The following is a 20,552-nucleotide window of genomic DNA, read 5'->3' as shown; positions in this document are numbered from 1 at the left end:
GGCGTATTCGATGGGGTAATCATTAGGCTTGCACGCTTATCACCGAAAGTAATCTTTAACGTTATGTATAGACCTTCAAGGAATATACAAATTGCCGGTTTTTACCGAGGCCGCGCGCCACAAGGGTTGCAGCGATCGACGAAAAATCGCATGCTTTTACGGCATGAAAAGTATTCGTTCACGGCATTCATCCGCGCTCGGTTAACGACTGGCATTGGTTTGCTGAACGCCTACGGCAGGCGCGATCACTGCAGTTTCCGAGCGCGGCGTACCGGCCGGCACCCAGTCGTAGCTCACCGGCAGCGCTCGGTACACCCAATTGCTGATCGCGTCCCCACCCGGCGCTTTGCCCAGATACGGACTGACGTATTCCCAAACGTTTTCACCGCTGGCGGTTACCTGGAAAAACCGCCCGTTCATGCCTTCGTCGATCAAGGTGTTGCCGTTGGGCAAACGCCGCGCGCTGCTGATGAACGAGCTGTAGAACGCCCAGCCTGGCTGCTTCGAATTGGCCGCGCTGTACTGCCAGACGATCTGGTTTTTCTGCGGGTCGATTTCCAGCACCCGTGAACCGGATATCAAGCCAAGGGTGACGTTCGGATAGCCCGCCGAACCCTGGTTATCGAACACCAGCAGATTGCCGGCGCCAGGCAGTCCGGCGGGGATGATGTGTGCGTCGTGCTGACCGACGAACTGATCGACCGGGCGCGGCAGTTTCTGCGCGGTTTTCGGATTGATCAGCGGCAGGTTCGGCCCCAGCCGCCAGACCACTTTGCCGCTGGTTTTATCGATGATGGCGATGAAGTTGGCGTTGCGTGAATCGATCAACAGATTGTCCGGGCTGAAGCGCTTGTCACCGGCGTCGAACCACTTGTTCGGCCCAACCAGACTGAGATTGTTGATGTGCAGGTAATCCGGGTTGTCACTGGCGCGCACCAGTTTCAACTGCTCGGCGCTGAAGCCGAATTCGCCCAGATGTTCCGAGGCCAGCCACTGCCATTTCACTGCGCCGTCGGGGCTGACTTCGTAGATCACATCGTCGATGACTTCGGGCGCCTTGAAGCCGTTGACCTTGTGCACCTTGTTCGCCAGCACCACGGTGTTGCCATTGCTCAAGCGACGCTGATCGTGATGCTGCTGCGCCGCGCCATCGGGCGCTTTGTCGCCCCACTGCCAGACGACTTTGCCGTCCCAGTCGAGTTCGCCGACGCTCTGATTGCCCAGGCCATTGCCTGCCGAGCCGAGCTTGCCGGGATCCTTGTCACTCAATTGCAGCAGTACGTGGCCGCGTTTACCGCCGACCAATTGCGGGTCGATGATGGCTGAAGGGAAACCGGCCTGCGCCCAGGCTTTCACTTCGTTGCCGTTCATGTCGATCAGGTGCGTCCGCTTGTCGGCGCCGCTGAAGATCACGTACTGGTTGAACGCCCTGTCCGGGTCATAACGGGTGACGCCGGTCGGGTACACGCTGGGCGCGGCGAAGGCGCTGCTGCTCAGGACTGCGCCGGATAACAGCAGAGGTAAAGCGCTTTTGATGGGCAACATGGTGCAGCTCCTCGAAAGCTCAATCAGAAGTCGTAGCGACCGGTAACGCCGAGGGTCCGTGGCGTGCCGAGCAGGCCTTCATAGCCGCCGTTGCCGCCGGTCCACAAGGTCGTGTAGTAGGTCTTGTCGAAGGCGTTCTTCAGCCACAGCGAGACATCCCACTGGCCCTGATTGAAATCGCCGCGCAGGCCAGTGGAGAGGTTGACCACCGCGTAACTGGGGATCTGCCCATAATCGGAATCCTCCACCGTGCCTACCGCTTTTGAGCGGAACGCATAGCTGCCGGTGACGTAGGGTTCGAAGCCGTTAGCCAGATTCCATTTGTATTCGCCGTTGGCGTTGCCGATCCATTTCGACGCGCCGACGACTTGATGGCCGCTGAGGTCGCACGAGGCCGGTGCACCCGGAGCCTGGCTGACTTCCGGCGGGCACGGTGCATCTTTGTAAGAGAGGTAGCTGACGTCGTTGTACGAACCGTTGAAGTTCAGGGTAAGGCCACGCAACGGCACCACGGTGCTTTCGAACTCGATGCCGCGCGAGCGCACCGAACCGGCGTTGGTCAGGTATTGCACGCGGTTGGCGGCGTCATAGGCGTTGGTCTGGTAGGCGTTGACCTGGGTCCAGAACACGTTGGCGTTGAGTTGCAGGCGGCGATCCCAAAGGGTGCTTTTGAAACCGAGTTCGGCGTTGTTGGCGCGCTCGGTGCCGATCAATAACGAGTCGGCGCCAGCGGTAGGTGCGGAGCCGACCGCAAGGTTGACCCCGCCGGATTTCTCGCCATGGGACAGCGTGGCGTAACCAAGCACATCGTCGGTGATGCGATAGCTCAGGTTGAGCAATCCCGAGGGGCTGGAGCTGTACTGATTCAAGTCTCCGGAATCGTAGACGCCGGCACGGCCGCGGCGCGCATTGGCTGCCGCGCCCGCAACCGCTACACCGCCGAGCGGCGCGTTGCGGCTGACCGAGGCGTTTTCTCTTCGTAGGTGCCACGCACCCCGGCAGTGAAATCGAGGCGCTCGCTCAGGTGCCAGGTGCCTTGGGCAAACAGGGCGAAACTGTCGGTCTTGATATGCCCCTTGCCGACGCTGGTGACGTTAGCCAGGCTACCGGCCGGCGTGCCGTTCCAGATGTCGGCCTGCGGGCCGTAATAGGCGAAGGATTTGTTGTCCAGATCCGAGCCGAAATAGTAGGCGCCGACGACGTAATCGAAGAAATCACCCTTGGGCGAGGCCAGACGAAATTCCTGCGAATACTGTTTGTCTTCCACTGACACGCCAGCGTTGTAACTGGCCGGCACGTTGAGGCCGTCGTCGTTGCGCGGGGTGAAATTCCAGAAGCGATAAGAGCTGACCGACGTCAGGGTGAAGTCGCTCGGCAACGTCCAGTTGGCTTCCACCGACGTGCCGCCCTGATGCACGGTGACGTGCTGGTCGTTGTCGAGATTGACCTTGCGGTGCCGGCCGTTGACCAGCGTCGCTCCGGCCGCGCTGGCCCGCGATTCATACAGGTTGACGCCGTTGATCGTTGGCCCGGTGTTGTACAGCACGCGGGTGCCGGCGCTGGAATCTTCTTCGTTGTAATCGCCGATCCAGCGCAGATTGAAATCTTCATTGGGCTTGAACAACAGCTGGGCGCGAAAGCCTTCGCGTGAGCCGCCGTTAAGGTCGTGGCCGTCGTATTCGTTCTTGATGTCGCCGTCACTGCGCGTGCGGTAAGCAGAAAAGCGCCCGGCCAACTGATCATTGAGCGGCCCGGAAATCGTGCCCTTGGTCTGGAAGTAACCGTCCTCGCCAACCGAGGTTTCGATACTGCGTTCCGGTGTGAAACTGGGGGCGCGGGTGCTGATGTTGATCACCCCGGCGGTGGTGTTCTTGCCGAACAACGTACCCTGCGGTCCACGCAGAACTTCAAGCTGTTCGATGTCCATCAGATCGAACACCGCCATTCCTGGACGACCCAGATAAACGTTATCGATGTACAGGCCAACGCTGCCTTCCAGACCATCACTGGCCGGGTTGTTGCCCAGGCCACGGATCGACACGCTGGACTGGCGCGCATGCATGTAGGCGACATTGACGCTGGGCACCAATTGCTGCAAATCCTGAATCCGGTACACCCGTTGCGTCTCCAGATTCTGCCCGCTGACCACGCTCATTGGCGTCGGCACGTCTTGCGAACTTTCTTCGCGGCGGCGGGTGGTGACGGTCACGGTTTCCAGCTGCGAACCATTGGCCGCCGCTGTGCCTGCGGGGACAGGCGGAGGGTTTCGGCTTCGGCGGCATAGCCGTGAGTCCAGCTGGCGCTGCCTGCCAGCAACAGCGCCAAAGGCAGGCGTTTGAGCCGTCGGGGAGATGGGGGTAACGCGAGGTTCAACGGACTCATGGCGCGGCTCCTGGTCAAAAAACACACAGACATATTCACTGCTGCATATTCTTTTCAGTTATTTATTTATGGATTTACAAATATTTACTGCATAAGAGATTGCCTTTATAAGGAGTCGACCTAATGCATATCCAATGCATTTCCCGGATATTTTTATGTGAAAAATGCATATCGACTTGCGCCAATTGCGTCACTTCATCGCTCTGGTTGAGCAACGCAGCTTCGTCGCCGGCGCGCAGGCGGTGAACCTGTCGCAGTCGGCGTTCAGCCGCAGCATCCAAGCACTGGAACACAGCGTCGGCTGCCAGTTGGTCGATCGTGGACGCAAGGAATTGCCGCCGACCAAACAGGGCCAGGTGCTGCTCGAACATGCGCGGCGCCTGGTCAGCGGTGCGCAGCAGATGGCTAATGAGATCAGCCAGTTCAATGGCCTCGAAGCCGGGGAATTACGCTTTGGTTGCGGGCCGGCGCCAGCCGCCGGATTGATCCCGCGCGCGATCGGCGCCTTCATTGGTCGCTACCCGAAAGCGCGGGTGCAGTTTCAGGTCGATGACTGGCAGAGCCTGAGCAAACGCCTGCTCAGCGAAGAGTTCGAATTCTTCGTCGCCGATACCAGGCAATTCGAGGCGGATCCGGATTACCAGACCCACCGCCTGCGAGCGCGCAAATGGCATTTCTGCTGCCGCGCCGGGCATCCGTTGACGGCGTTCGCACGCATCACCGCTGAGCAGTTGCTGAGTTATCCACTGGCGGTCAGCATCCGTCCGCCGAACTTGCGCAAGGTCATCGTCGACCTCAGCGGTCGTCCGGATTTCACCCCGAATGTGGAATGCGAAAACGGCTCGAGTCTGTTGAGTGTGGTGTTGCGCTCGGAGGCGATCGGAATTGTCGGCGCGTATTCCGATGCGCTGCATCTGGCCAAGGGTGAGCTGGTCTGTTTGAAGATCGAAGGCCTGGCCGATGATCTGGAGGAGCTGTACACCCGCTATGGCATTGTCAGCCGCGCCGGGTATCGGTTGTCGCCACTGGCCGAAGCGATGATCGAGCAGATCAAGGCGATTGATGCGCTGGATGAAGAGGTGTGTTCACTGGAGAATTTTGCGGTCTGACCTGGCCCCTTCGCGAGCAGGCTCGCTCCCACAGGAATACGCATTTCAAATGTGGGAGCGAGCCTGCTCGCGAAGAGGCTGATGCAATCCCTGCATGATCTTCATTCCCCAAATGCACTTGCCGAACACCCTCACCGACAGCGAAAACCCTCACCTGTCCCACTGACCGGTGAACCCCATGCCCACCTCGCCAAAACCCGTGCGCAACGTGCTGTACATCATGTGCGATCAACTTCGCCGCGATTACCTGTCCTGCTACGGCCACCCGCATCTGCATACGCCAAACATCGATCGCCTCGCTGCTGAAGGCGTACGTTTCAGCCGTGCCTACACCCAGGGCACGATCTGCGGCCCGTCGCGGATGTCGGCTTATACCGGGCGCTACGTCAGCAGCCATCAAGTGGCGTGGAACGCCGTGCCGTTGCCGCTGGAAGAGCTGACCATTGGTGATTACCTGCGACCGCACGGCATCCGTACCGCGCTGGTCGGCAAGACTCACGCCACGGCCAATGTCGACGCCTTGCAGCGTCTGGCGATCAACCCTGAAAGCACGCAAGCCGAGTTGCTCAATGAGGTCGGCTTCGAACCGTACCTACGCCACGACGGCATTTACCCCGACGACCCGCTGTTCGACGACAAACGCGAATCCGCTCCCTACACCCATTACCTGCGCGAGCACGGTTTCGACGGCCGCAATCCCTGGCACGACTGGGCGAATGCCGCCGAAGGCCAGAACGGTGAAATCCTCAGCGGCTGGAAAATGCGTCATGCAAATTTGCCAGCACGAATTCCCGAGCAACACTCAGAGACTGTCTACACTACAAATCGCGCCATCGACTTCATCACCGAGCAAGGCGAGAAATCCTGGTGTTTACACCTCTCGTACATCAAACCCCACTGGCCCTACATCGTACCGGCGCCATACCACGCCTTGTACAGTACGAAATCGATCCTGAAACCGGTCCGCGCGATGCCCTCCGCAGCCAGCAAACACCCCGTATACACTGCCTTTCGCCAGCATGAGGAAAGCCTCAATTTCTCCCGCGATTCAGTACGATTGAATGTAATCCCCACCTACATGGGCCTGATCAGGCAAGTGGATGATGAGTTGGGGCGGCTGTTCGATTTTCTGCAGGCCAATGGGCGTTGGGATGACACGCTGATTGTGTTCACCAGTGATCACGGCGACTTCCTTGGCGATCATTGGCTGGGCGAGAAGGAATTTTTGCTCGAGCAGGCGGTAGGCGTGCCGTTGATCGTGCGCGATCCTCGAGCGGCGGCGGATGTCACTCGCGGCACTGTCGATGAGCGGCTGGCGGAAACCATTGATGCATTGCCGACGTTTCTTCAAGCGCTTGGATTACCGAGTGCGGAACATCGACTGGAAGGACGCTCATTGATCCCGTTGCTGCACGGGAAACTCCCGATTGGCGCCGCTATGCAATCAGCGAATACGACTACGCCTTCCAGGCCCCGGCGCGTGAACGACTGGGCCAGCCGATCGACCGTTGCCGCATGACCATGGTGCGTAGCGAGCGCTGGAAATACCTGGCGTACGACGACTTTCGACCGCAGCTGTTTGATGTGTTGAATGATCCGCAGGAGCTGAATGACCTGGGTGACGACCCGACGTACGCAGCGGTGCGCGAGGAGCATGCGGGGTATCTGTTTGAATGGGTACGCGGACTGAAGCGGCGGACCACGATCAGCCATGAGGAGATCGATTCGCGCGGGCAGCGGTTTCGTTATGGAGAGCCGAAGACCGAGAAGGTCGTTCAGATCGGAGTGTGGTAGCTGTGATCAAATTCGTTCCCAAGCTCCGCGTGGGAATGCAGCCGGGACGCTCCGCGTCCCAAAACCGGACGCAGAGCGTCCGTTGAGGCATTCCCACGCAGAGCGTGGGAACGATCAATGTGGGAGCGAGCCTGCTCGCGAAGAGGCCCGGTCAGACGCCGACGATATCAGAACCTTTGATGGTCTGACTCCGCTGCCCACTCACCCCCACCGGCACTTCGCCTTTGAGCGTCACCCGGCGCACCACCCGATCCTGGGTGCCGTAATCATCAATCGCGTAATGCTGCGTCGAGCGGTTGTCCCAGATCGCCACATCTCCAGCCTGCCAGCGCCAGCGCACGGTGTTTTCCTGGCGGATCACATGGCTCTGCAGCAAACCAAACAGGTGTGCCGAATCTGCCTGTGAATAACCTTTGATGCGTTTGACGAAATGCCCCAGCAGCAAGCTCTTCTCGCCGCTGATCGGGTGCACGCGCACCACCGGGTGCTCGGTTTCGTAGACAGTCGAGGTGAAGACTTTGCGATAGCGCTCCAGCTTCTCTGCCGAGACGTCCGGCTTCGCACCGGCGTAGTCGTACTCGTTGCTGTGCACAGCGGTCAGTTTGTCGGCCAGCTCACGCAGCTCGCTCGGCAAGCCGCTGTATGCCGTTGCGGTGTTGGCCCACAGCGTATCGCCGCCGAAGGCCGGGGCGACCACCGAGCGCAGGATCGAGGCTTTCGGGTAAGCGTCGACGAAAGTCACGTCGGTGTGCCAGGAGTTGGCGCGCTGACCTTCGGCGCCGTCCAGCTCGAGCAGGTAACGGGTGCCTTCGCGCGATGGCACGGTCGGGTGTGCCACCGGTTCGCCAAGCAGATGGGCGAAGGCTTCCTGACGCTGATCGTCGAGTTGCGTCTGCTCGCGGAAGAACAGCACTTTGTATTCGACCAAGGCTTGCTGGATGGCTTCGACAGTGGCGGCGTCCAGCTCACCGGACAGATGCACGCCGCGGATTTCGGCACCGATACGACCGGCTACCGGGTGAATTTCCAGCGCGTGAGAAACGGGTTTTACGGCGAGTGCAGCATTACTCATGGGAAGACCCTCATCGACGGTTTGCGGTTTTGGCGGCAGCGAAACAACGCTCTATCTATATTCCATTTATATCTAATAGATATTCACATGCTTCGTTGACGGAATAAGAGCTTGCATTTAAAACCTCAAGCAACCCTCGTCGCAAATGCCTTCGAGCTATTTTTAGGATGCCGGAAAAGCATATGGATCTTCGCCAGTTGCGCTACTTCATCGCCCTCAACGAACACCGAAGTTTTGTCCGTGCGGCCGACGCCATGGGCATCACTCAACCGGCGTTCAGCCGCAGTATTCAGGGGCTGGAGCAGGAGTTCGGTTGCGTGTTGGTTGATCGCGGCAACAAGGATCTGCGCCCGACGCCCGAGGGCCAAGTGGTGCTGCAACATGCCTTGAGCCTGGTGCAGGGCGCAGCGTTGCTCAGCGCTGAAGTGACGCAAATGGCCAAGCTCGACGCCGGCGAAGTGCACTTCGGCTGCGGGCCGGCGCCGGCGGTGAAACTGGTGCCGGACGCGGTGGCGCAATTCATCAATGCGCACCCGAAAGTGCGCACCTGTTTCCAGGTGGATAACTGGGAAAAACTCAGCCGCGCGCTGAGCCGCGAAGAGATCGAATTCTTCATCGCCGACATCCGCCATTTCGAGTCCGATCCGAATTTCCAGACGCAACCGCTGACGCCCAAGCGCGGGGTATTTTTCTGCCGGCCAGGGCATCCGTTGCTGGCCAAGGAAAGCCTGTCGACCAACGACATGTTCGACTACCCGCTGGCCGCCACACTGATCCCGCCGGGCATTCGCAAGCTGCTGGCGAACCTCAGCGGGCGCATCGATTTTTCGCCGACCATCGAGACCGAGCACTTTCCGGCGCTGGTCAAAGTGGTGCTGCAATCCAACGCGATCGGCGTCGGCACGGAGGAAGCGTTTGTCGAGGATGTCGCCAAGGGTTCGCTGGTGCTGTTGCACTGGCGCAACCTGCCGCAGAACCTCGAAAGCATGAACGCCCGCTGCGGCATCGTCAGCCGCACCGGATTCCGGTTGTCGCCGGCGGCGAGGGCAATGATCGAGACGTTGGTCGCGGTGGATCGGCAGGACGTCAGCGTCGCCGTCTGAAAAACCTTCGTGGCACACGCCGATCGTTCCCACGCTCTGCGTGGGAATGAAACCCGTGACGCTCTGCGTCACAAGGACGCGGAGCGTCCTCGGCTGCATTCCCACGCGGAGCGTGGGAACGATCTGGAAAGACGCTGGAGATCTAAAGCCTGGCTGCAGAAAGCTCTGGCGCCACCCAATCGCTGACCTTGAACGGCTTGCGGATCAGCTTCTGCTGCGCCGCCAGGTCGACCTTGTCCTGCAGGCCGCTCAAGAACACCGGATCCAGTGTCGACGGGAAAATCTCGCTGAGATTCTGATCCTTCAGATCCTGAGCCAGAATCACCGGCGGATAACTGGCCAGCCCTGATACCAGCTGCACATACGCATCCTTGTTGCTGTCCTGCGTCAGCCACTCGACCGCTTGCTGCTGCGCCTTGAGCAGTTTCGCAATGACCTCAGGATGGGCGTCGACAAACTTGCCATTACCCAGCAACACCGCCTGCACGCTGCCAGCGCCGCCAAGGTCCTTGGTGTTGAGCGGCAATTCCGCCAGGCCTTTGGCTTGCAAGGCACTCAGCGCGGAGCTGCCCCACGAGGCATCGATCTGCTTGGCCGCGAGCGCCGAGACCGCCGCGTTGAAATCCAGATTGATGACCTTCAGATCCTTCTCGCTCAGGCCCTGACTGGCCAGCGCCGCATCGAACGACAGTTGCGTTGCCGTTCCGCGAAAGATCGCCACGCGTTTGCCCTTGAGATCCTGCAGGGTCTTGATTCCCGAGCCGGGCACCACGCCGAGGTATTGCTTGACCCCACGCGCCGTGGCGCTGAGCAGGCGCGTGTCCAGACCATTGGATTTGCCGATGATCGCGGCGAGATCGCCGAGATAGGCCAGATCAACCTGGCCATTGGCAAACGCCTCATTGATCACCGGCCCGGCGCCCTTGAAGAAACTCCACTGGATCTTGATGCCCTGCTCGGCGAAGGCCTTTTCGAAGATCTGCTGATCGCGCAGCACATCGACGATGCCGCCGCCGCTGTGTTGAGTGCCGGCGCTGAGGTCGGGCACGGCGATGCGGATTTCCTTGAGTTCTTCGGCTTGGGCGCCAAGCGCAAGAAAGCCTGCAAGCGCCGGGGCGGCCAGCAGGCTGATGATTCGTTTGAAGGGAAGGTTCATGGGTGCGGCTCCTTGATCGCTGAGGAGCCGAAAGTAGGCTGGATGCATACCTTCACTTAAATACTATAAATGCACATTTTTATATCCATATGACCTAAGTGAGGGCGTGTGCGGCTTGCAGCGCGATATGCATTAACAGCATCGAAAATATTCTTCGAATGCATTGGATGCGCGCAAGCAGGCAAGCCTTAAATGGATTCGCTTATCTCCCGATAGCATCTAACGCAAGTTTGTTAGATCAGTTTCATATATGACGAAACCCAGTATGGGAGCGAGCCTGCTCGCGAAGAGGCAATGCCAGCCGCCATCAGTGCTGCCTGAAACAGCCATTCGCGAGCAGGCTCGCTGCCACATGAAAAGCGGTTCGCCATGCAACCCGACAACGGAGGTCACCCATGGCCCGTCAATCTCTGCTCAGCCTGCCGCTGGCCGCGCCGCCGCTGAAAAGCCGTCGCACCTGGCCGAGCCTGAATCAACGCCTGTTGCCCTGGCTGTTGCCCGTCAGCCTGTTCGTCCTGTGGTGGCTGGCCGCGCGCAATCAGTGGATGAGCGAGCAGATCCTGCCGGCGCCATCGCTGGTGTGGAGCAGCGCTGTGGAACTGGCCCAAGGCGAGTTGTGGAGTCATTTGTGGATCAGCCTGCAACGGTTGTTCTGGGGCTTGTTGGCAGGCGTTTCGACCGGCGCGGTGCTTGGCGCCGCACTGGGCTTCAGTCGACGTCTGGAGCGCCTGGTTTTTCCGACATTCGCCGGATTGGCGCAGGTGCCGACGCTGGCGTGGATTCCGCTGTTCATGGTGTTTTTCGGCATCGGCGAACTGCTGAAACTGATGGTGCTGATCAAGGCCATTGTGGTGCCGGTGACCTTGCACACACTGGTTGGTGTGCGCGATGCACAACCGAAACTGCGCGAAGCCGCCGCCGTGTTGCGCCTGCCGCCGCGTCTGTTGATTCGTCGCCTGGTGCTTCCCGCTGCGCTGCCGGCGTTCATGGCCGGCGTGCGCCTGGCACTCGCTGCCGGCTGGACCTCGTTGCTGGCGGTCGAGCTGCTGGCCTCCAGCGAAGGCATCGGCTATCTGATGGTCTGGGCGCGGCAGTTGTTCATGCTCGACATCGTGTTCGTGTGCATCGTGGTCATCGGTCTGATCGGCGTGGCGATGGATCGCGGCATCGGCCTGCTCGACCGCAGACTGGTGCACTGGCCGCACCCGGCCACCGCGCACATCACACGCGGCCCGCGCTATCAGGGCTGGCAACGCCTGCAACCGTGGCTGTTGCCGCTGGGCTTGTTGGCGCTTTGGCAAACGGCCAATGATCAGCAATGGGTCGACGCGAATATTCTGGTCAGCCCGGCGGCTGTACTGAGCACGGCATGGGATGGACTGCTCGACGGCACGCTGGTCCACGGCATGGCGCTGAGCCTGAGCCGCACCCTCGGCGGCTTGCTGATCGGTGGCGGCCTCGGCTTCGCCTTGGGCCTGCTGCTCGGCCTGTCGCGTCTCAGTGAGCGGTTGCTCGGCCCGACACTCGCCGCACTGCGGCAGATTGCGATTTTCGCTTGGGTGCCGCTACTCACCGCGTGGTTCGGCCTCGGTGAACTGGCCAAATGGGTCTTTGTCGCCCTCGCTGCTTTCTTTCCGCTGTTCATCGCCACGCAGCGCAGCGTCGCCAACCTGTCGCCGCAACTCAGCGAAGCCGCGCAAGTGCTGCGCCTGCGCCTCGGCCAGCGCCTGCGTCGACTGGTGCTGCCGGGCGCTGCGCCGGGGATTTTCGCCGGGCTGCGATTGAGCCTGATCTACGCCTGGCTCGGCACCATCGGCGCTGAATATTTCATGCCGTCCAATGGCGGCATCGGCAGTCAGATGATCGGCGCGCAGCAGCTGTTGCGCATGGATCTGATCATGGCCGGCATGCTGCTGGTCGGCCTCACCGGCGCCCTGCTCAACCTGATCGGCCAACGCCTGGAAATTCGCGCGACCCGCTGGAGACACGCATGAACGCACCAATTGTCAGCTTCAACCACGTAGGCAAATCCTTCGCCGTCAACGGTTTCGAACTGGAGGCGATTCGCGAATTCAACCTGGACATTGCCGAGGGCGAATTCGTCGCCATCGTCGGCTCCAGCGGCTGCGGCAAATCCACTTTGCTGCGTTTGCTGGTCGGCCTCGACACCGAGTTTCGCGGACAGATCAGTGTCGATGGCAAGGCCGTCAGCGGCATCGGCGGCGAGCGCGGTATCGTCTTTCAGGAACATCGTCTGTTTCCGTGGCTGACGGTCGCCGACAACATCGGCCTGGGTCTGGTCAATGAACCGCTGAGCGGAGCGCAGAAACAACAACGCATCAAGGATTTCATCGAGCTGGTCGGCCTCAGCGATTTCACCGCGGCCTATCCGCATCAACTCTCCGGCGGCATGGCGCAGCGCGTGGCGATCGCGCGCGGCCTCGTCGCCAGCCCACGCATCCTGCTACTCGACGAACCTTTCGGTGCCCTCGACGCACTGACCCGCCAGCAAATGCAGGACGAGCTGTTGGCAATCCGAGAACGGGCAAAGATCACCACGATTCTGGTCACCCATGATGTCGAGGAAGCGATTTTTCTCGCTGACCGCGTGGTGGTGATGGAGCCGCGTCCGGGGCGGATCAAGCAAGTGGTCGACATCGCCCTGCCGCACCCGCGCCAGCGCAGCAGTTATGACTTCCATCAATTGCGTGAAGAACTGCTGCACGAGTTGACCAGTGATGACCATTACCAACCGAGCGCAGCGGTGCAGATCCGCGATCTGCCGCTGACGTTCATTGCCTGCTGAACAGGAGTTTCGCGATGCCGCAACGTCCCAACTTTCTGGTGATACTGGCCGACGACCTAGGCTTTTCCGACATCGGTGCGTTCGGCGGCGAAATCGCCACGCCGAACCTCGATGCGCTGGCCAACAACGGCCTGCGCCTGACCGATTTCCACACCGCACCGACCTGCTCGCCGACGCGTTCGATGCTGCTGACCGGCACCGATCACCACATCGCCGGCATCGGCACCATGGCTGAAGCATTGACCCCGGAACTGATCGGCAAACCCGGATACGAGGGCTACCTCAACGACCGCGTCGTCGCTCTGCCCGAGCTGCTGCGCGAGGCCGGTTACCAAACCTTGATGAGCGGCAAATGGCACTTGGGTCTGAAGGCCGAACTGGCGCCCCATGCGCGTGGTTTCGAGCGTTCGTTTTCACTGTTGCCGGGCGCTGCCAACCACTATGGTTTCGAGCCGACCTACGATGAGCAAACACCGGGCCTGCTGAAATCCACCCCGGCGCTGTACATCGAGGACGATCGGTTTCTCGACGAGTTGCCGAAGGATTTCTATTCCTCCGATGCTTTCGGCGACAAGCTGCTGCAGTACCTCAAGGAACGCGATCAGACCCGGCCGTTCTTCGCTTACCTGCCCTTCTCCGCGCCGCACTGGCCGCTGCAGGCACCGGCCGGGATCGTCGCGAAGTACCGTGGCCGCTATGACGCCGGGCCCGAGGTGCTGCGCCTCGAACGCCTGGAAAAGCTCAAGGCGCTGGGCCTGATCGAATCAGACGTCGAGCCGCATCCACTAATACAACTCAGCACACAATGGGACGCGTTGAGCGATGAACAAAAGCAAATTTCCGCACGCGCCATGGAGGTCTACGCGGCGATGGTCGAGCGCATGGACTGGAACATCGGCCGGGTCGTCGATTACCTGCGCCAGCAGGGCCAGCTCGACAACACGTTCATCCTGTTCATGTCCGACAACGGTGCCGAAGGCGCGCTGCTGGAAGCGTTCCCCAAGTTCGGCCCGGAGCTGATGACCTACCTCAACCAGCATTACGACAACAGTCTCGACAACATCGGCCGGGCCAATTCCTACGTCTGGTACGGGCCGAATTGGGCGCAAGTGGCGACCGCGCCGTCGCGCTTGTTCAAGGCATTCACCACCGAGGGCGGGATTCGCGTGCCGGCCCTGCTGCACTATCCGCAATTGCCGCTCAAAGGGCAGATCAGCCATGGTTTCGGCACAGTGATGGACATCACCCCGACCATTCTCGATCTGGCTGGCGTGCGGCATCCGGGCAAACAGTGGAAAGGCAAAGCCGTGGCGCCACTGCGCGGTAAATCATGGCTGGGCTTCTTGTCCGGCGAGACCGCGCAGGTGCATGACGAGCATACGGTCACCGGTTGGGAATTGTTCGGACGTCGGGCGATTCGTCAGGGGTCGTGGAAAGCCGTGTGGATCCCCGGGCCGGTGGGGCCGGCGACCTGGCAGCTTTATGATCTGGCGAGCGATCCGGGGAGATTCATGATCTGGCGTTGAGTCAGCCGCAGAAACTCACTGACTTGATCGGGCATTGGCAGCGGTATGTGGAAGAGACCGGAGTGATCCTCAGTGCTTCGCCGTTTCAGCCGGATTGATAGGGTCTGACAGATCGTATTCGCGAGCAGGCTCGCTCCCACAGGAAACCGGATTCCAACTGTGGGAGCGAGCCTGCTCGCGAAGGGGCCTTTGAGCACAACCCATCAAGCCCGGGCTGAACTCACCTCTTCATGCACCATTCCAGCCGGACGCACAAACCGGTTCGCCCGGCCAAACGTGCCGAAATCATTAAAGCGCACGCCCATCTCGCGCATCACCTTGTGCGCCACCGGCACGGTCATCTGACGAATGTAAAACGGCTCCTTGACCACGAAGTGATGAATCCCGTGACTGCTGCCGAAGTTGAAGCAGAACGCTTGCAACGGCCACAGCCACCACGGGTTCAGCACCTGGCATTGCTGCAGCACATTGCCCGGTTCGACGTCGCCGTAGTAATGCATGTTCGAGCTGATGAAGTGCAGGCAAAAAGTGCGCAACACATTCGGGCCGATGATCACCACGGCGGCGATATCGATCACCTGCATCACCGAAAGCGTGGTGGCCGACCACTCGATGGGCGAGCCGAGCAAATGCGCGATGCCATTGGCCGCGTGAAAGCCGAGAAACACATACCATGCGCCCCAATGCAGCAGCGCCAGCGGTGCGTAGACCTTGAGCACGCGTTTGCCGATGCTCCACTTGTGTGCCCAGGTCTTGGCGCGGAGCAGGCGGATAAACGCCGACATGACGTTATCGCCAACCATCAGCAGACGGGCAAACCCCCACGGCTCGCCGTTGGTGATTGCGCGCTCTTCCATGTCGGCTTCAGTGCCGGACACCTTGTGATGGTTGAGGTGCAGATGACGACGGATCCACGGATTGATCGTGCTCGGCCGCGCCAGCCAGACCAGGCCCATCATCAGGTTGTGCGGCACGCGTTGTTTGCGGAAGTACATGCTGTGGATCAAGTCATGTTCCAGCTCATGGGTCAGCGAGGCGAAAAAAGCATTGAGCAGCAGGCACACCCACCAAGCCATATGGCCAGTGATGTACAGCGCCGCCGAAGCGATCATCCCGGCCAGCGCGAACGCCAGAATCCCCGCACCGAGGGCATCCTGATGCTGAAGAATCGGGTAGCGCTCACGCAATTGCGCACCTTTGGCCAACACCACTTGGCGAATATATGCCGAACGCTGCGCCGCATTCAGTCGTTCAGGGCTTGCAGAAGTACCGTCCATGCTTCCATCCTCGGGTCTAAGATGAATGCATCGTGCCTTGCCGGGGTTCGATCCGCGCTAGCCAAGAACGCCAACCTGTTGACCGGACGCGCCAATCCGCATGAAGGAACCGACCTCCCTCGCCAGCTGGACCCGCGCCTTGCGCAAACAACTCGATGCGCTGGGGCTGGACAGCCTTGCCTTGTGCCAACAGGCCGGGCTCGACCCAGCGCTGATGGACGACCCCAACGCACGCTATCCGCTGTCCGGTACCACGCGCCTGTGGGCGCTCGCCGTTGAAGCCAGCGGCGACCCGGCGCTGGGCTTGCGCGTGTCGCGCTTCGTCAGCCCGACCACGTTCCACGCGCTCGGTTATGCACTGGTGGCGAGCGGCAGCTTGCGCGAGGTGTTCGAGCGCATCGTGCGCTATCACCCGGTGGTCAGCGATGCGTTGGAACTGGAGCTGAGCCGCAGCGAAGACCGCTATCAATTCCGCCTGAAAATTCCGCCCGGCAACCCGGCGCCGGCCGTCGAAGCCATCGACGCCTTCGCGGCGATCTACGTGCGCACCTGCCGCAATCGCCTCGGCCGCGACTACGCACCGCTGGCGGTGTACTTGCGCCGCCCCGAACCGAGCGATGCCCAGCCATGGCACAAAGTCTTCCGCGCGCCGGTATGTTTTGCCGCCGCCGAAGACCGCCTGGAGTTCGCACTCAGCGACTTCGACAGCCACCTCGACGACGCCAACCCGGAACTGGCCGAACACAACGAAGCCGTACTCAAACGCACCCTCGCCCAGCTCAAACCGCTGACCTGGGAGCGCAAGGTGCGCGATGCCATTGAAGAACAATTACCCGAAGGCGAACCGAGCGCCGAGCGCATCGCCCAGGCCTTGCACCTGAGCCTGCGCAGCCTGCAACGGCATCTGGCGGATGAAGGTTGCCGTTTCGACACGCTGCTCAACGAAAGCCGTGAAAATCTCGCGCTGTTGCACCTGCGCGATCCGCAGTGTTCGTTGAGCGAGGTGAGTTATCTGCTGGGCTTCGCCGACACCAGCAGCTTCAGCCGCGCGTTCAAGCGCTGGACGGGAATGACGCCGGGGCAGTTTCGCGATGGGTTGCGTTGAGTTTCAACTGGTGAGCAGGCTGCGCGCCAGACCCGCAGACCATTGTTCGATCATTGCAGCGCCCACCTCCGCGAAGGCAGGATGATTTGCGCTGTACTCCGCCATTTCGCCCATCGCTTCCTGCACACCGTGCGCGACCATATGCAGTAACTGGTTACAACGCGCTTCACTCAGATTGCAGGCCGTACGACCAAACCTGGTAAGCATTTTATGCTTGGGCCACGCCTTCGAACCGCCCAACAGCAGTGCCATGCTATCGCTCTTGATGTACACCGACGTGGTGATGATGTCGTACGCCGGAGCCAGCCTGATCAATGAGTGCTCGCCACAATCCTCATAGAGCACGCCAAAGTTTTTCAGGTGGGCATCGCCGTTTTTCAATGCCGCCGATAAAGCGACAATCTTGAAGAAAGCTTCCAGTGCGTGCTTGAGTAATGAGGGCGAAACAAACGCCTTGATCTGCCGTGCGACTCCTTCGTAAGAGCCGTCGTATTTGGCCTTCGACGGCCAGCCGTTGAGCACGCAAAAGTCTTCGAAACCGAGGTATCCGGTGTCGCTCAAGTCAAAACGCTCGATGACGAGAAATTTGCCATGCTCGCTGAGTTCGAAATGCGGCACGTCGAGGCCACAAAGTTGCGCAGCGCGCATGCAGAAAAATTCGTTGGTTGCCAGCTCGGGATACTCTTCGGCACGGAAGGCTTTGACCAGATGAGTCGAGCCTCGGTGCGTCAGTCGGTCTATTGCAGCGGCACTGTCACGCACCAATACTTTGGGCTGCACGCCTGAAACCCCGGAATACTGCCCGTAAGTCTGCAAAAGATCTTCGAACAAACCTTGCGCACCATCATGAACCAATAACTCAGCGAGCGAGGTTTCAGGCGGACGATCAATTGTCGATGCGCTCGTGATCGAAAGACGCCCGAGTTGATGCGGGCCGACGATACCTAGCAAAGCGAAGTCATCGAAGCCGCGCACGGCTTTGCTGAACCGCCGCATCAACTCATCGCGCAACGCACCCTCAGGCAGGTTCATCTCGAATATCGGATGGATGCCGCGTTCACAACCATAACTTTCCAGGCGTGTCGGCATGGTCAGCGAAACGGCATTTTCATCAATCGCATCGTCCCGATAGCTGAACACGCTGTCGACACCTGCGTGCCCGCGCCCCAATCTTCCAACCTCATGGCCGCCGACGCAGACCTGCAAGCGGTCCAATGCCTCAGTCATGGAAGTTCACCTTGCGCAGCGTGTCGAGTGTCGGACGTCGAGAGGCGCGGGGATTGCGGCCAATTCGTAGCCGAATCCGTTAAGAATCGCTTCGACTTTGCGCAAACCGATTTCCGAGATTGTGTTGTTTTCAATCCCCGAGATTGTTGCGCGGCTCATGCCGTATTGCTGTGCCAAAGCCTGTTGCGACATTTTTTGAGCCTTGCGCAAGCTTCTGATCAATGCGCCAATCTTTTCCATAACCGCCTCTGATGCATTGCTTACGATGCAAACGATGCTTCAACCGAAATAATGCATCTTAAATGATGCAATTCGCGAAGCTTAGCGTAGATGGTCAGTCATCGCTAACGCCTTAGCACCGCATCACAAACCCCAACTCAAACACCGTCCCCGCCACAACACTACTCACCCGCACCTGCCCGCCGTGCAACTGCATGATCGACTGCACGATCGCCAACCCCAGCCCACCCGAATCTCCCGGCTCCGCACGTGAAGGATCGACGCGGTAGAAACGGTCGAACAGTCTGCCCAGATGCTCAGGCGCGATGACCGGGCCGTGGTTGTGCACTTGCAGCCAGCACATATCCGGTTCATCGCGGCGTTGCAGGCTGATCAGGGTGCCGGGGTCAGCATGGCGTACGGCGTTGGCCAACAGGTTGCCGAGGGCGCGTTGCAGCAGTTGCTGGTCGGCGAGCAACTCGCCGTGCATGCGGTTTTCAAGTCGAAGGCCGCGATCATCAGCCAGGGCTTCGAAGTAATCGCAGAGTTCGTCGCCGACGTTGCGCAAATTCAGTGATTGCAGATTGAGCGCGCGTTCGGCCTGCTCAGCGCGGGCGAGGAACATCAGGTTCTCGGCCATGCGCTTGAGCCGTTCGAACTCTTCCATGTTCGAGGCCAGCACTTCCTGATAGTCGGCCGTGCTGCGCGGGTGGTTCAGGGCCTGGCCGTTGCTGGCGAGCAAGGTGTGCAGCGGCGTGCGGATTTCGTGGGCGAGGTCGGCGGAGAATTGCGACAGGCGCTGCACGCTGCCGTCCAGCCGCGCGAGCATGGTGTTGAGCGCGTGCACCGGCTCGCGCAGTTCGCTCGGCGTGCCCTCGGTGGGCAGGCGTCGATCGAGGCTGCGCAGATCGATGCTGCGCACCGCTTCGCTCAACTGACGCAAAGGTTGCAGTCCCCGACGCAGCAACAGCAGGCCCAGCGCAAACGCGAGCAACGCGCCGAGGCCGACGGACAAATACAGACGCAGGCGATAACTGCCGAGCATCTGCTCGCGCTCGCTGAGCACTTTGCCGGCGATCACCGTCAGGGTTTCACCGTGGGGACCCTGCGCCTGGCCGGACAGCAGGGCCAGCTCGGCGCCGTCACTGGCCTGCCAGCTGAGCACGTCACGGCGCTGCGGCATTTGCTCTCGCGCTAATGCATTGAGCGCCGGCAATTCACGTTGGCGCGGGTTGATCGCGATCACGCTGGAGCCGTCGGCCCGGCGCACCAGCAACAGACTGTCGAGATTGCCGAGCATGTTCTGATACAACCGGGGCCGTGCCTGCAGGGCGTCGAGGCTGTCGCTGTCGGCGAGCAAGGCGCGCACTTGTTCTAGGCGCCCGAGCAGGGCCATGTCGTCCCGAAAGGCCAGTTCCGAGGCCAGCGAGCGGTAGAGAAACACGCCGATTGCGCTCAGCACCAGCGCGCAGACCATGGCGAAGGCCAGCGCCAATCGCCAGGCGATCGACTTACTCCACATCGTCCGGCGCTTCCAGTTGATAACCGACGCCGCGCACGGTGTGGATAAGTTTCGGCATGTACGGGTCGTCGACCTTGGCGCGCAGGCGACGCACGGCGACTTCGACCATGTTGGTGTCGCTGTCGAAATTCAGGTTCCACACCTGCGAAGCGATCAGCGTGCGCGAGAGCACTTCGCCCTGGCGGCTGGCGAGCAACTGCAACAGGGCGAACTCTTTGTTGGTCAGGGCAATGCGCTGGCCGCCGCGACTGACCCGGCGGCGCAGCACGTCGATTTCCAGATCGGCGATGGTGTACGACTCGGCTTCGCGCATCGGCCCGCGTCGCAGCAGCGTGCGCACGCGCGCGAGCAACTCGGCGAAGGCGAAGGGTTTGAGCAGGTAGTCGTCGGCGCCCAGCTCAAGACCACGCACGCGGTCTTCGATGGCGTCCTTGGCGGTGAGAAACAGCACCGGTGTGGCGCCGCGCTGGCGGATCAGTTGCAACAATTGCCAGCCGTTCAGACCCGGGAGCATCACGTCGAGGATGATCAGGTCGTATTCCTGCTGCTCGATAAAATAGCGGCCGTCGAGGCCATTGAGCGCCACATCCACGGCGAAACCCGACTCGCCCAGGCCCTTGGCGAGGAAATTGGCGGTTTTGGCTTCATCTTCTACGACCAGCAAACGCATGGCACACCTCGATTGATCAGGCACACAGGCTAGGCGTGT

General features: G+C 60.5%; 12 protein-coding genes and 4 pseudogenes. 7 read left to right on the top strand and 9 right to left on the bottom strand.

The features are described 5' to 3' along the window. Window positions 1-201: 201 nt before the first annotated feature. Both LJU32_05650 and LJU32_05645 read right to left on the bottom strand, forming a co-directional pair. Window positions 202-1,545, bottom strand: coding sequence for an aryl-sulfate sulfotransferase (locus LJU32_05650; GenBank protein ID WKV89815.1), 1,344 nt, complete (start codon window positions 1,543-1,545; stop codon window positions 202-204). 23 nt (window positions 1,546-1,568) lie between these two features. Further along, window positions 1,569-3,927 (bottom strand): annotated as a pseudogene (locus LJU32_05645) (TonB-dependent receptor). Window positions 3,928-4,091: 164 nt separating this feature from the next. Between LJU32_05645 and LJU32_05640 the strand changes: the two are divergent. Both LJU32_05640 and LJU32_05635 read left to right on the top strand, forming a co-directional pair. Further along, on the top strand, window positions 4,092-5,036 hold the full coding sequence (locus LJU32_05640; protein ID WKV89814.1) for a LysR family transcriptional regulator: 945 nt from the start codon (window positions 4,092-4,094) through the stop codon (window positions 5,034-5,036). Window positions 5,037-5,214: 178 nt separating this feature from the next. Next, a pseudogene (locus LJU32_05635) lies at window positions 5,215-6,830 on the top strand (alkaline phosphatase family protein). 151 nt (window positions 6,831-6,981) lie between these two features. Here LJU32_05635 and LJU32_05630 read toward each other — a convergent pair. Beyond that, window positions 6,982-7,902, bottom strand: coding sequence for a TauD/TfdA family dioxygenase (locus LJU32_05630; GenBank protein WKV89813.1), 921 nt, complete (start codon window positions 7,900-7,902; stop codon window positions 6,982-6,984). Window positions 7,903-8,084: 182 nt separating this feature from the next. Between LJU32_05630 and LJU32_05625 the strand changes: the two genes are divergently transcribed. Then, a complete protein-coding gene (locus LJU32_05625; protein ID WKV89812.1) occupies window positions 8,085-9,005 on the top strand; it encodes a LysR family transcriptional regulator in 921 nt (306 codons plus the stop codon). Between the two features lie 142 nt (window positions 9,006-9,147). On the opposite strand, the gene LJU32_05620 is transcribed toward LJU32_05625, so the two are convergent. Next, complete coding sequence (locus LJU32_05620) at window positions 9,148-10,161, bottom strand: ABC transporter substrate-binding protein (GenBank protein WKV89811.1); 1,014 nt, start codon at window positions 10,159-10,161, stop codon at window positions 9,148-9,150. Between the two features lie 395 nt (window positions 10,162-10,556). Here LJU32_05620 and LJU32_05615 point away from each other — a divergent pair, with 395 nt between their 5' ends. From LJU32_05615 to LJU32_05605, 3 genes and pseudogenes are all read left to right on the top strand, one after another. Then, on the top strand, window positions 10,557-12,155 hold the full coding sequence (locus tag LJU32_05615) for an ABC transporter permease subunit (GenBank protein WKV89810.1): 1,599 nt from the start codon (window positions 10,557-10,559) through the stop codon (window positions 12,153-12,155). Then, window positions 12,152-12,967, top strand: a complete 816-nt coding sequence (locus tag LJU32_05610; GenBank protein WKV89809.1) for an ABC transporter ATP-binding protein — start codon at window positions 12,152-12,154, stop codon at window positions 12,965-12,967. The genes LJU32_05615 and LJU32_05610 overlap by 4 nt, the downstream gene beginning before the upstream one ends. 14 nt (window positions 12,968-12,981) lie before the next feature. Then, a pseudogene (locus tag LJU32_05605) lies at window positions 12,982-14,591 on the top strand (arylsulfatase). Between the two features lie 105 nt (window positions 14,592-14,696). On the opposite strand, the gene LJU32_05600 reads toward LJU32_05605, so the two are convergent. After that, on the bottom strand, window positions 14,697-15,770 hold the full coding sequence (locus LJU32_05600; protein ID WKV89808.1) for a fatty acid desaturase: 1,074 nt from the start codon (window positions 15,768-15,770) through the stop codon (window positions 14,697-14,699). 100 nt (window positions 15,771-15,870) lie between these two features. Here LJU32_05600 and LJU32_05595 point away from each other — a divergent pair, with 100 nt between their 5' ends. Then, the gene (locus LJU32_05595; protein ID WKV89807.1) at window positions 15,871-16,875 is read left to right on the top strand and encodes an AraC family transcriptional regulator; all 1,005 of its coding nucleotides are present in this window, start codon (window positions 15,871-15,873) and stop codon (window positions 16,873-16,875) included. A gap of 3 nt (window positions 16,876-16,878) precedes the next feature. Here the strand turns inward: LJU32_05595 and LJU32_05590 are convergent, their stop codons facing one another. From LJU32_05590 to LJU32_05575, 4 genes and pseudogenes are all read right to left on the bottom strand, one after another. Beyond that, the gene (locus LJU32_05590) at window positions 16,879-18,102 is read right to left on the bottom strand and encodes a type II toxin-antitoxin system HipA family toxin (GenBank protein WKV89806.1); all 1,224 of its coding nucleotides are present in this window, start codon (window positions 18,100-18,102) and stop codon (window positions 16,879-16,881) included. Then, window positions 18,095-18,342: pseudogene (locus LJU32_05585) on the bottom strand (helix-turn-helix domain-containing protein). The gene LJU32_05590 and the pseudogene LJU32_05585 overlap by 8 nt, the downstream one beginning before the upstream one ends. 112 nt (window positions 18,343-18,454) lie before the next feature. Continuing rightward, a complete protein-coding gene (locus LJU32_05580) occupies window positions 18,455-19,843 on the bottom strand; it encodes a heavy metal sensor histidine kinase (GenBank protein ID WKV89805.1) in 1,389 nt (462 codons plus the stop codon). Continuing rightward, window positions 19,833-20,513 carry a heavy metal response regulator transcription factor gene (locus LJU32_05575; protein WKV89804.1) on the bottom strand — a complete coding sequence of 227 codons (681 nt, stop codon included), beginning with the start codon at window positions 20,511-20,513 and terminating at the stop codon, window positions 19,833-19,835. Before LJU32_05575 ends, LJU32_05580 begins: the two co-directional genes overlap by 11 nt. Window positions 20,514-20,552: the final 39 nt, after the last annotated feature.

Origin of the sequence: Pseudomonas sp. B21_DOA, from assembly GCA_030544685.1 — a bacterium.
In the GTDB taxonomy this organism is placed as follows: domain Bacteria; phylum Pseudomonadota; class Gammaproteobacteria; order Pseudomonadales; family Pseudomonadaceae; genus Aquipseudomonas; species Aquipseudomonas fluorescens_AO.
Note: the sequence above shows the minus strand (reverse complement) of the source record. Positions and strands in the feature narration are given on the sequence as shown.